Annotated in this window: 11 protein-coding genes and 3 tRNA genes; 12 read left to right on the plus strand and 2 right to left on the minus strand. The window is 44.0% G+C overall.

All coding sequences use genetic code 11. The annotated features are described in order from the left end of the window. The first annotated feature begins 20 nt into the window (after positions 1-20). The 7 genes from A28LD_RS11865 (at position 21) to A28LD_RS04095 (ending at position 4,831) form a co-directional block, all read left to right on the plus strand. Entirely contained in the window at positions 21-764 is a 744-nt protein-coding gene (locus A28LD_RS11865) for a LuxR C-terminal-related transcriptional regulator (RefSeq protein WP_007419795.1), read from the plus strand. Between the two features lie 116 nt (positions 765-880). After that, positions 881-2,707 (plus strand): excinuclease ABC subunit UvrC, encoded by a 1,827-nt coding sequence (gene uvrC, locus A28LD_RS04070; RefSeq protein WP_007419796.1) that lies wholly within the window; start codon positions 881-883, stop codon positions 2,705-2,707. A 103-nt stretch (positions 2,708-2,810) separates the two neighbouring features. Then, complete coding sequence (gene pgsA, locus A28LD_RS04075; RefSeq protein ID WP_007419797.1) at positions 2,811-3,359, plus strand: CDP-diacylglycerol--glycerol-3-phosphate 3-phosphatidyltransferase; 549 nt, start codon at positions 2,811-2,813, stop codon at positions 3,357-3,359. 136 nt (positions 3,360-3,495) lie between these two features. Then, positions 3,496-3,570: transfer RNA gene (locus A28LD_RS04080), tRNA-Gly, on the plus strand. Positions 3,571-3,587: 17 nt separating this feature from the next. Then, positions 3,588-3,661: transfer RNA gene (locus A28LD_RS04085), tRNA-Cys, on the plus strand. 64 nt (positions 3,662-3,725) lie between these two features. Beyond that, positions 3,726-3,812: transfer RNA gene (locus A28LD_RS04090), tRNA-Leu, on the plus strand. A 74-nt stretch (positions 3,813-3,886) separates the two neighbouring features. Beyond that, positions 3,887-4,831, plus strand: coding sequence for an RDD family protein (locus A28LD_RS04095; protein WP_007419798.1), 945 nt, complete (start codon positions 3,887-3,889; stop codon positions 4,829-4,831). Between the two features lie 44 nt (positions 4,832-4,875). Here the strand turns inward: A28LD_RS04095 and A28LD_RS11870 are convergent, their stop codons facing one another. After that, complete coding sequence (locus A28LD_RS11870) at positions 4,876-5,787, minus strand: LysR family transcriptional regulator (protein WP_007419799.1); 912 nt, start codon at positions 5,785-5,787, stop codon at positions 4,876-4,878. Positions 5,788-5,954: 167 nt separating this feature from the next. Here A28LD_RS11870 and A28LD_RS04105 point away from each other — a divergent pair, with 167 nt between their 5' ends. From A28LD_RS04105 to A28LD_RS04115, 3 genes are read left to right on the plus strand one after another with little or no spacing between them, the layout of a single operon-like run. Continuing rightward, positions 5,955-6,617 carry a LysE family translocator gene (locus tag A28LD_RS04105; protein WP_007419800.1) on the plus strand — a complete coding sequence of 221 codons (663 nt, stop codon included), beginning with the start codon at positions 5,955-5,957 and terminating at the stop codon, positions 6,615-6,617. 60 nt (positions 6,618-6,677) lie between these two features. Beyond that, entirely contained in the window at positions 6,678-7,577 is a 900-nt protein-coding gene (locus A28LD_RS04110; RefSeq protein WP_007419801.1) for a 6-carboxytetrahydropterin synthase, read from the plus strand. Further along, the gene (locus A28LD_RS04115; RefSeq protein ID WP_007419802.1) at positions 7,570-8,466 is read left to right on the plus strand and encodes a M23 family metallopeptidase; all 897 of its coding nucleotides are present in this window, start codon (positions 7,570-7,572) and stop codon (positions 8,464-8,466) included. Before A28LD_RS04110 ends, A28LD_RS04115 begins: the two co-directional genes overlap by 8 nt. Before the next feature lie 16 nt (positions 8,467-8,482). On the opposite strand, the gene A28LD_RS04120 is transcribed toward A28LD_RS04115, so the two are convergent. Then, positions 8,483-10,339, minus strand: coding sequence for a M61 family metallopeptidase (locus A28LD_RS04120; RefSeq protein WP_007419803.1), 1,857 nt, complete (start codon positions 10,337-10,339; stop codon positions 8,483-8,485). Positions 10,340-10,498: 159 nt separating this feature from the next. Here A28LD_RS04120 and A28LD_RS04125 point away from each other — a divergent pair, with 159 nt between their 5' ends. Together A28LD_RS04125 and A28LD_RS04130 are read left to right on the plus strand one after the other, a co-directional pair. Continuing rightward, positions 10,499-11,569 carry a sensor histidine kinase gene (locus tag A28LD_RS04125; RefSeq protein ID WP_007419804.1) on the plus strand — a complete coding sequence of 357 codons (1,071 nt, stop codon included), beginning with the start codon at positions 10,499-10,501 and terminating at the stop codon, positions 11,567-11,569. Positions 11,570-11,599: 30 nt separating this feature from the next. Continuing rightward, a complete protein-coding gene (locus A28LD_RS04130) occupies positions 11,600-12,430 on the plus strand; it encodes a LytR/AlgR family response regulator transcription factor (RefSeq protein ID WP_007419805.1) in 831 nt (276 codons plus the stop codon). Positions 12,431-12,543 lie beyond the last annotated feature (113 nt).

Below are 12,543 nucleotides of genomic sequence, written 5' to 3' on the forward strand. Positions count from 1 at the left end.
TGCGACAAGGAAAATATGTTATGAGTGATGTAATTGTGGCCTTACCCAAAGGGATTCGGCACACGGGAGTTGTAAATGAATTGGGTGAACTGCGCTGGAAGGTGCATGTTGCTCAGAATCGACCTGGCTTAGAGGCTTTGGTTTCGAAGCGAGCCGCAAACGTATTAGTTCTAAGTGAAGAATTTGCAGGATCGGCTACTCGCGCGTTAGTGAAAAAACTGCATAAACTAAACCCAGCTTTGCGGGTGATGTTGTGGTGCGATAAGTTGAATCATGCGCTTGATTATAAATTCAACGAGCCTGCAATATCAGGATATCTGTTAAATGAAGCTTCGATTGATGAAGTGAATCATGGCTGCCGGGTAGTATCGTTGGGGCAGAGCTACACGCCAAACCTTCTGCGGCAAATGGCGAAACGTTATCAAGGGCCACTACTGAAACATCCGCTATTGAGTTCGTTGAGCCGCCGAGAACAACAAATTTTTCAGTTAATTAGCACAGGGCTTACCGTAAGCTCTATTTCTGAGCGGCTATATATATCGCGAAAAACAGTAAATACCTTTCGCTATCGGTTGTACCGTAAATTAGATGTTGAGAACGATGTGCAAATTACCCATCTGGCCTACAAATATGGCTTGATAAATCACGATATTAGCAATAAACCTCTTCATCAAGCGGTTATTCCAACTAATGTACCATTCGCTCAAACCTCAGCAAAAGCTCATGCTGCGGCAAACGATGAAGCAGCGCTGATTACTGCTTAACAGTAGTAATAACGCAGACATCGCCTAGGGGTTCTGGTAATCTAAAGCCTAATAATTTGATTAATATTAAGTGCACAGAGCTGCACTCTAATTTAGGTACTTGAACCCCTTTATCTATGGCGAAAGAAAATCTATTTAACGCGCAAGATTTCCTTAAAAATCTTACTCACCAGCCAGGCGTTTATCGAATGTTTGCCGCTGACGGTGAGGTAATTTATGTGGGCAAAGCAAAAGATCTACGCAAGCGTGTAGCGAGCTATTTCCGCAAGAACGTTGATTCGGTAAAAACGCAAGCGCTAGTAAAGCAAATTGCTCATATGGAAGTTACCGTTACCAACAGTGAAGCAGAAGCGTTAATTCTTGAAAATAGCTTCATAAAAACCTATATGCCGCGTTACAACGTTTTGTTGCGCGATGATAAATCATACCCTTATATCTTTATTTCAGCGCATGAACATCCTCGTATTGCTTATCATCGCGGTACTCGCCGGGAAAAAGGTGAATATTTTGGGCCTTTCCCAAACGGCAGTGCAGTGCGAGAGAGCTTACGTTTATTGCAAAAACTGTTTCCGGTGCGCCAATGCGATGATAGTTATTATCGCGCTCGGAGCCGGCCGTGTTTACAACATCAATTAAAGCGTTGTTTAGCGCCTTGTGTTGGGCTGCCAGAAAACGATCAATATGCTGAGCAAGTGCAGTTAGTTAAACTATTTTTACGCGGCAAGAATAATGAAGTAATCAATACTCTAGTTGCAGCTATGGAGCGCTCTAGTGAGCAGTTAGAATTTGAGCGTGCCGGCATGCTGCGGGATCAAATTGTAGCTTTGCGGCAAGTACAAGAACGCAACGCTGTGAGCGGCAGCCAGCACGAATTAGATGCAATCGGTTTGTATCGAAATTCTGGCTTTACATGTGTTCATTTGCTGTCTATTCGGCAAAACTCGGTGCAGGGTAGCCGCAGTTATTACCCGAAAGTTCCAGCACACACCAGCGATGCTGAGGTATTAGAATCATTTATAATTCAATACTATTTAAATCAGCAACATGGGCAACGCGTGCCTGCTGAAATTATTATTCCGGAACAGTTAGATAGCCGCAATGCTTTGAACGAGCAATTGTGTTTGGCCTTGGATATGCGGGTTAAGCTAGTGCAGCCCAAGCGGGGTGAACGCCAACAATACTTAGCGCTAGCAACGAAGAACGCAATGAATGCAGTTGAAAGTAAATTGGGTTTGCAATCTACTATGCAAACACGATTTAAAGCGCTACATAAATTTTTGCAAAGAGATGCTGCCATTGAGCGTATGGAGTGTTTCGATATCTCTCATACAATGGGGGAAGAAACGGTAGCTTCTTGTGTTGTGTTTGATCAAGATGGCCCGCGTAAATCAGATTACCGCCGCTTTAATATCAAAGGTATCACCGGTGGGGATGATTATGCGGCGATGGCGCAAGCACTGGAACGCCGTTATAAGCAAGCGGTAGAGCGGGAGAACGTTCCTGATTTGCTCTTGATTGATGGTGGCAAAGGGCAATTGACTCAGGCTGAGGAGTATTTTCAAGATTGGCCACAACCCCCTATTTTAATTGGTGTAGCCAAAGGCGAAAGCAGAAAAGCAGGGCTGGAAACGCTGATTTTTGGATTTAGCCGGAAAACCGTGCATTTACCCGCCGATGATCCCGCATTGCATTTAATCCAGCATATTCGCGATGAATCGCACCGTTTTGCAATTACCGGGCATCGCCAGCGCCGCGCAAAAGTTAGAAAAACATCTACTCTAGAAGAAATCCCAGCCGTAGGTAATAAACGGCGCCAAAATTTATTAAAATATCTAGGTGGATTGCAGCAGGTAAAAAGCGCTAGTATAGAGCAGTTGGCAAATGTTCCTGGGATAAGCAGGGCGCTTGCAGAAACTATTTATTATGCGTTGCGTGATGAATAAAGATGATGAATAAAGATAATTTTCCGCATAGGCCTTTGCATTGCGTTTAACAAGTGCCTGAATTCGATAAATTTCCATTTTTTAAAAGTGAGATCAAGCCCGTATGTGGAGCATCCCAAACATTATAACCTCTTTCCGGATTATATTAATTCCGGTTTTCCTTGCAGTGTTTTATTTACCTATAGAGCACGCACATTTCTATGCCGCTTTAATTTTTGTGTTAGCAGCAATAACCGACGGCATCGATGGCTATGTAGCTCGTAAACTTGAGCAACAAACCAAGTTCGGCGCTTTTTTAGATCCAGTTGCCGATAAAATAATGGTCGCAGCTGCACTTATCGTGGTAGTTGAGTATCACCAAACGCTTTGGATTACGATTCCAGCGTTGCTGATCATTAGCCGCGAGCTGATTATCTCTGCTTTGCGCGAGTGGATGGCTGAAATTGGTAAACGCGATAGCGTAGCAGTATCAACAATTGGTAAAGTAAAAACCACGGCACAAATGATTGCGCTTACCGGTTTGCTATGGAGTGCGAATACTTTTGTGTATGTAGTAGGCGTAATGGCTATCTATGTGGCGGCCATTCTTACGGTGTGGTCGATGTACATTTATCTAACGGTAGCATGGGCAGACCTAACAAAAGACAGTTAATAAGCTATATTTTAGCCATTTCATTCAAAAAATAGGCAAACAGCTTAAAAATCGAAATTTATTGTTGACTGAAATCAAGGGACAGGTAGAATGCACAGCCACTGGGGCAACGCCCTGGTGAGAAATAAAGTTAAGCGCGGGAATAGCTCAGTGGTAGAGCACAACCTTGCCAAGGTTGGGGTCGCGAGTTCGAATCTCGTTTCCCGCTCCAAACTTTATTTTAACCCAGGCGGGTTGGCAGAATGGCTATGCAGCGGATTGCAAATCCGTGGATCTCGGTTCGACTCCGGGACCCGCCTCCAGTTTTCTAGAGCTTCCCAAAGTTCTACACAGCATTACAAACACTAGAAATAGTGCCTACTGAAAGCCCGGGTGGTGAAATTGGTAGACACAAGGGATTTAAAATCCCTCGACTTAACGGTCGTGCCGGTTCGAGTCCGGCCCCGGGCACCATTTCTAAGTATCATTTCCAAGCATCTAAGTTTAAAATTTCGATTTACTTCTATCCTAAATATCATGGAATAACCATGTCTAATGTATTTACAGAAAAATGGATTTCGGGCTTTTGGCGTCGTGTTGGGGCCTTAATTGTTGATACAGTGGTTCTTGGCATGTTTGGCGCGCTTCTCGGCTGGCTATTTGCCGATGCGTTTATTGCCATGGGGCCTCACGCGTTTTGGATTGGCCTTGTTGTAGCGCTTCTTTATTTTGGCGTGTTAAATAGTTCTATTGGAAACGGGCAAACGATAGGTAAAAGATTGTTTGCTATTCGTGTTGTTGATGCTAGTAACGCACAAATATCTCTATTCCGCTCGCTCGGCCGCTATTCTATTCTGGTAATACCCTACTCATTATCTGATTTAACCCAGTTAGCTACTCCAAATCCTTCGATAATGCTGTATGTATCGTCTTTTATCGGTGTTGGTGGCTCTTTGGCTATTGTTTATTTGGTTTTATTCAACCGCGCTACTCGGCAATCGCTGCACGATATTGCCACGGGAACTTATGTGGTTTACGTTGATGCGCAACCACAACCCATTAAGCAAATTTGGCGTGGGCACTTTATTGTTGTGGCTATATTCTTTATTTTTGCAGCTTTTGCGCCTATTTTTACCAGCTCTCTTGCAGAAAAAGAACCGTTCAAAGAGCTATTCTCATTGCGCATGGCTGTAATTCAACTAGAAGAAGTTAGCGATGCTACCGTATCGATCAACTACACGGCTTTTGGTGAGGGCGATAGCCGTGTTTGGCAAAATGTTATTGTAATTGAAGCATTTGTTGAATCAGCTGAAGCGGCAAGTGATGGCCTTGCCTACCATATTGCTAGTATTACTCACGCTAACTACAGCGAAGCTGAAGGAATTCAAGAGTATCGTGTAACGTTAACACACGGTTACGATATTGGGATTTGGTCGTATTGGGATAGCCGTTCATTGGTTTACACGCAAGAAGAGCTGATCGAAGGCAAGTAAATCTCGAGCCTTTGCTCTAGCAGCTGCATATCCGCAGCCGAATATCAGCGGCTGCGGTTCTCGATGACATGTTGTAACCAATTGACTAAGGCAACAATTGCCATTTCTCGCTGGCTTTCTCTGCGCACAGAAATGTGCAGGCCATGGCGGCTAGTAAGGCGAAAACCCGGTACTTCTTGTAAACCCGCTTCCGAGGCGGCGCGGGCATAGAAATCAGGCACTAGCAGTAATCGATTGGTGAATTGACCAAGCTCTACCGCCATACTTGTATTATTTACTAATTGCACCTGTTCCGGCGATATCTTAGTATCGAACTCTTTGGTCCAACGATCCCAATCTTTGTTGGTATTCACGGCCACAAACTTACAATCTCGGAAAGATTCCTTGCAGGGCTCGAGAACGCCTTCTGAGCGCATTAGAATGAGTTGGCTATCGCTCAGCAACCAATTTGCAATAGCTTTTTGTGCGGGCGCTGAGAAAGTGAGTAGGGCGTCTAATTCGCCATGTAATAGTTCATGAGTTAATGGCGCTTCATTCTGCCGGCTCAAATACTCCGGAACTTGCACACACTGTAATTCAAGGTGAGGGTATAACTGGTTAAATTCCGCAAGCATTGGGCCAAGCCACCACCGCAGGAGTTCACTGCTAATACCCAAGGTAAGCGTACGCCGAGCATGTTCGCCGTTTTTCATCGTGCGCTTGACCAAACGTTCTACTTGCCGGAATACTCGCGATAGATCTGGCGATAAAGCATCACCGGCCGGTGTTAGCGCGTGAACACGGTTATCCCGTTGGATTAAACGAATGCCCAGTTGTTCTTCGAGTGTGGTAATTTGCCGGCTAATAGCCGATTGAGTAACGCTAAGTTCTGCCGCTGCAGCTTTAAAGCTGCCTAAACGAGAAACTGCTTCGAACACGCGTAATGCATTTAACGATGGGAAGTTATTATTTTTCATTGTTCACCATATTGAATCTGAAAACTTGGGCAGTAATGCGTTTTAACAGGCTTTAGATTGCTTCGCATTAATCAAAACGTGTTGATTTTAAATCATCATAGTAAACAACTATGATTTGCGCAAATATGTTTAATTATATGTGCTTAGGCTAGGAGAGTTATTTAGCGATGTTTGAAGAACTTATTGCTGGAAGGTATTTTGCTGAATTCCTTGCGATGGCTATAGCGCACGCGTTAGCTGTGATGAGCCCCGGGCCCGATTTTGCTGTGGTGAGTCGGTATAGCGTTCGGCACGGAGCAAGAACTGCTATTTGGGTGAGTGCGGGTATTGGCATCGGAATTTTAATTCATGTTACGTATTCTATTCTTGGTCTTGCGTTAATTATTAACCAAACGCCATGGCTTTATCAGCTGTTGTTACTGGTCGCGAGTGCATATTTCTTTTGGCTCGGTTGGAACGCTATTCGTTCCGCGCCAATACCGGTAAACACTGGCGATGTTAAAATAGAAATTTTACCGGTGGTTTCTCCAGCCCGTGCATTTACGGTTGGGTTTTTAACGAATGGCCTAAATATCAAAGCAACGATGTTCTTTTTGGCTCTATTTACATCGATTATCTCGGTGCAAACGCCTTTGGTTGTAAAAGCAGGATATGGTGCCTATTTGGCGCTGGCCACCTTCATATGGTTTGCTTCTCTATCGTTGATGATAGGAAAAACTCGAATACGTTCAATTTTGCTTAGCCATGGTTATTGGTTCGATAGAGTAATGGGCGTAGTTTTGTGGTTGTTGGCAATCCATTTACTTTGGCAGTGGTGGCAGCACCCCTGATTCCGGTATACTCTTGTATGTTGTGTTATTTTTTTCTTTTTGCTTTTAGAAGGCCGTTAAATGCAGTTATTTGTGAATGATCTCACCGTAATCGATTTTTCTTATCTATGCCCTGAGCGGGGTATTGTAGGCGAAAGTTGGATTGTGGATATTATTCTCGATGGGTCATTGAACGATCAATCAATGGTGCTTGATTTCGGCCGTGTAAAAAAGCAGGTAAAAGCCATTATCGATCAATCAGTTGATCATAAGCTTCTGATACCGGCAGAACATTCGTTTACGCAGGTAACCCGGGAAGAAGCGGGAACCCATTATTGGGTTGATTTTTTACGGCCAAATAAATCTATCCACTTGTATTGCCCAGCCGATGCTTATGCATTCATTGATTCCGATACTATTACCCAAGAAACCACCATTGCGTATTTACAGGCGGTTATTAAACGTGAGTTGCCGGCGAATGTGAAAGGCCTAGAGTTAACCCTACGAGCGGAAGAAATGAATGGTTTCTATTACCATTATACTCACGGCTTGAAAAAACATGATGGCAACTGCCAACGTATTGCCCATGGCCATCGCTCTGCCATTAAAATTTTTGTTGATGGTATGCGCAGCCCAGCATGGGAGCAGCGCTGGTCGCGCCGCTGGGAAGATATTTATGTTGGTACTGAGGAAGATATTAGTGAAATTAGCAGTATGCGGTTGAGTTCAGCGGCCTTAAAACATGTAGGCGATCACCACATAGGCTATTCCTATATGGCTGAACAGGGCTTATTTGAATTAATATTGCCTGCACAAGAGAACGAAGTGATGGTCACAGATACAACTGTTGAGTGTATTGCTGATTATGTAGCTCATGAAGTTGCTGAAACTATTGTCGCGGAATCAACTCCAAGGCACAGGCCTAAGGTAAAAGTTATTGCTTTTGAAGGTGTGGGTAAAGGAGCTATAGGGTATGCATAGTAGGGTAAATAGTGCGTTAATTAGCACGTTAAAACACAGAACAGCAAAAAGCATGGTTCAACTTCCGTTCGTTGTTATGCTTGTTCTTTCCTGTTTATGGGCACCCACAGTGCTTGCTGATTCCGGCGTAAGTGTGTTTGAGCCTGAAATTTCCGGTGATTTTGTGCAAGGGGCCATGATTGTTGGCCGTACTGCTCCGAATGCGGAAGTTAAACTAAATGGTAATACTTTGAAAGTGGGCCACAACGGCCATTTTGTCTTTGGTATTGGCCGCGATGATAAAGGCGATATCGAGCTTATGATTACTGGAGCCGCAGGAGAGCGCTGGCAGCAGCAGTTTTCAATACAAAGCCGAGAATTTAATATTCAGCGCGTCGATGGATTACCGCAGCGAACAGTAACGCCAGATCCGGAAGTGCAAGCGCTGATACGCGCAGATAACGCTAAAATTGGCGCGGCGCGGGATATTAATAGCAATCGTTTGAATTTCACCGAATCCTTTGTTTGGCCTGCGGAAGGCCGAATTAGTGGCGTGTATGGTAGCCAACGTATTTTGAATGGTAACCCAAGTGCGCCACATTGGGGGTTGGATATTGCCGCGCCAACGGGTACGCCAGTGTACGCGCCAGCGGGTGGGGAAGTTCGCTTAACTGCGCCGGATATGGTGCTTTCCGGTGGTACAATTATTATTGATCATGGCCACAATATCTTTTCTAGTTTTTTGCACCTGCATGCCATTCACGTGGAAGAAGGTCAAATTGTTGAGCCCGGCGATTTAATTGGTGAAATTGGTGCTACGGGCCGTGCCACAGGCCCGCATTTAGATTGGCGAATGAATTGGGGTTCGGTGCGGGTTGATCCGGCATTACTGTTACCCGAACGTGATTAAGCATCCTTTATGAAACTTAAAATCGTAACCATTGTTCACAAGCTGCTTTGTTTCTGATCGAAAGAGCAAAACAATCAGCTTGTGGCGCCTGCCAAGTTAGTTCCCGTTCTAGCAACTGATCATCACGATAAACATGTATTTTTACTGTTTCGCCGGGTTTGTATCGGTTGAAAGCTCTTTGTAGGTTATTCCGAGTTACCTCGAGAAAATCAATAGCAACGAGGCGATCATTTACCGCAACTTTTGCTAATGCCGCTGCGCTATCTTCATAAACTCTAGCGATAACTATCTGGTTACCTTTTTCTTGTAATACCGCCCCAAGAGAAACTTGATTTGCCAGCGTAGCGGACAACCCCGGTTGTAAGGTTAGCGCTTCGGCTGAATTCGGGCTCACTTCAATGCCAAATTGTTCAAGCCAGATATCAACTGGGAGAGTTGCCGTAGTTTCTAACCATTGTTGAACATGTTTGGCTATCTCTGGATTGCCAACGTTAGCAATTGCCGCAATTAAATCAATGTGGTTAGTGCCATGCTCGCGGTGCTCGATATAGAGCTTTATCATTACATCACGAATACTCAAAAGCTGATTGCTTGCTTGGCGCAGCATTAAATCGGTAAGCAGCGCAATGGCGGCACCTTTGCTGTAATAGCTACTAATGGCATTTTGCGCATTTTCATTTTGCTGATAGAAAGTTGTCCAAGCTAACGAGCTAGATTCCAGCACACTTTGCCGTTGTGGGCCTTTACCGCGAAGTGCTCTGCTAATACTTTGCCCCAAACGTTGAATGAATTGCCCAGCAGGCATTACTCCGCTTTTCTGTACAAAGTAATCATCGAGGTATGATGTTACGCCTTCATAAAACCAAAGCTGTTCGGTATATTGCTCTTGGCTTAAATCATAAGGGTGAAATGCTTTTGGCCTTAGCTGTTTCACGTTCCAACTATGGAAATATTCGTGGCTACAAAGGCTAAGGAATGTAAGGTATTCATCATTCACCACAGCGCTAGCGGAACCGGGCTCTAGTGTATGCCGGCTGCAAATTAAGGCGGTTGAATTGCGGTGCTCCAAACCACCAAAGCCTTCGCCAACAACCATGGTGAGAAACTGGTAATTATCGAAAGGTACATTTCCTTGCCAAAATTCAATTTGTGCCTCACAAATAGCTTTCAGATCTTTGCAAAGTTGCGTTTCGTTGGCAAAATGGCGGCCGGCTAACACCAAGCTGTGTGGAATATTTGCAACCGTAAATTCAATGTGGGTAAGGGCGCCGATTAAGAATGGATAATCAATTAGTTCGGCATAATCATTCGCAATGTAGGTGCCAAAGCCTCGTTTATCGGAATCAATACATGGCATTCCAGTTGCGAGTTGCCACTGGTTATCGGCTCCCGCATTTTTTTTCGGTGGCAGAACCTGCAGTTGATAACGAGTGTCATTAATTTTGTTATCGTTCGCTGCCGTGGGCGCATTCAAAACCTCTAGGCATACTGCGCTTGGATTAAAAAAACCAAATTCACTATCGAGCCAAGCGGTACGAACGGAAAGATCAAAGGCATACACTTTGTAAATTATTGTGATTGGCCCCGAGAATTGCTCGATATGCCAAGTGCTTTTATCGGGCCGGGTATAATTAAGCTTTTTACCCATCCCAACCGCGGAAAACTCAACAATATGTTTTGCGAAATCTCTAATCATATAACTGCCGGGTAACCAGGCAGGCAACCGGAGCTGCACTCCATTTGGATCTGGGTTTTCGATTAGCAAAGTAACGGTAAAATAATGATGCTGCAGATCGTGGGTATCTATTGTGTAAGAGAATGGTGCATTTTTTTGTTCAGCATTAAAGGGTGAAACAGAGATGTTGTTGTGCATATCAAGCCTATCTGAGCGTTTACCGAATGTGCCTAGTGTATCATGAGGTTATAGATGCGACTAAGCATGATACTTTCCAGTTGAATGGCATCGAATTTTCAAGTACTTCGAGTACAATTCAATACTAAGTATGTTTATCAAGATGAATAAGGATCAAGTTTGAACTGGCGTTCTTATCTAGAAGATAGAAATAAGATGTTTTGGCTGCTGCAAACTGCCGGTTGGCTAGGCTATGCATTAGTGCAATACATGGGCTCGCTCATGCACGAAATGCGTGAGATCTGGATTGTTATCGTTTTGCTAGGTGCCTATGGTGGATTCTTGCTCACGGTACCTATGCGCTATATCTATCGTTCTATCTGGAACGTGCATCCAATGGTGCAAGTTGTAGTGGTGCTGCTCTGCTCCTATTTTGCAGCGGCTACTTGGGCGGTAATTGATAATCTTACTAATTGGGAAATCTATAAATTTGGATTTCGGCCAACGAATTTGCTTTTTTACTTTCAGCACACGATCGCTAAATTTTATATCATGCTGACATGGAGTGGCTTGTATTTCGTTATTAAGTACTATCAATTACTACAAGATGCGCAACAGAAATCTCTGGCGGCAGCATCAATGGCGCATCAATCCCAACTTAAAATGTTGCGATATCAACTAAACCCACATTTTTTATTCAATACTCTGAACGCAATCTCAACGCTGATATTGGTGAACGATACCAAAGGCGCGAATCAGATGATGAGCAAACTGAGCCGGTTTTTACGTTTTTCTTTGGATAACGAACCGATCAAGCGTATTACCCTAGAGCAAGAAATATCGGCTGCAATGTTGTATCTCGATATTGAAAAAGTACGTTTTGGCGACCGCCTCGAAGTAAACGTGAATGTATCGGACGAAGCAAAACAAGCGTTGGTTCCGAGCTTGATTTTGCAGCCGTTAGTTGAAAATTCAGTGAAATACGCGATTGCGAAAACGGAAGGTTTAGGGCGTATCGATATCAATGCTACCGTTGCTGATGGCCAATTGATTATTACTGTGGCCGATAATGGCCCAGAACCGTTCGATCCAACAAAAATGAAGATTCGCGGCTCAGGTGTAGGATTAGTAAATACTAAACAACGGCTCAAGGCCTTGTATGGAAAACAGTTCTCATTTAATCTGTCGGCTAATACACCCACAGGTTGCGTTGCGTCATTAAAGTTACCATGGCAAACCGCAGAGCATTAATATGCACAATAACAATACGATTTGAACCTTATGAAACAAAGCATTCGCGCAGTAATTGTTGATGATGAGCCACTAGCACGCCAAGGCTTGCGCATTCGTTTGGATGCGTTCGCTGATGTTGAAGTTGTTGGCGAAGCCTCAAGCGGCCGAGAAGCCGTTGAAATGATTGTGCGTGAAGCTCCAGATTTAGTGTTTCTTGATATTCAGATGCCAGGTTTAAATGGCTTTGATGTTTTGCGCTTAATTCGAGAGCAAGCGGCGCAAATGCCAGCGGTTGTTTTTGTAACGGCTTATGATCATTATGCTATTCGTGCGTTTGAAGTGCGAGCGATCGATTATTTATTAAAGCCGGTTGATGAAGAGCGCCTAGCGGTTGCTATTGCTAGAATTGGTGAAGAATTACGCACTGAACAAACCAGCGGTTACCAGCAGCGGTTAGTTAAACTAGTTGCAGAGATCACCGGTGGTGATGTTGAGGAAATATTACAGCAACTTGCCGAGGGCAAGGCACCCTTAATCGAAAACTATCCTGATCACATCGCGATTAAAGATAGCGGTGAAATTACTCGGGTAGCAATCAACTCAATTGAATGGATTGACGCCGCGGGCGATTACATGTGTATTCATGCGGCTAACCAAACCCATATTCTCCGCCGCACAATGAAAGAGCTTGAACAGGAATTAAATCCGCGGTTGTTTCAGCGTATTCATCGCTCGGCAATTGTGAATCTGGGGCAAGTTGAGAAGCTCTGCAGCCGACAAAATGGCGAATACCACTTAATTTTACAAAATGGCCAAGAGTTAAAAGTTAGCCGTAGCTACAAAGATCGTATTAAGCAATTAGTGCTTGGCTTAGCCTAAAACCGTTTATTCCTTGTTAAAAAACCAGCATATCTGTGCATAGATGATCAATCATAACGGCGTCACCGTAGTTTAATGAATGTAATTACACCTAAGTAATTAGCAAACATACA

Source organism: Idiomarina sp. A28L, from assembly GCF_000218785.1.
Lineage (GTDB): Bacteria > Pseudomonadota > Gammaproteobacteria > Enterobacterales > Alteromonadaceae > Aliidiomarina.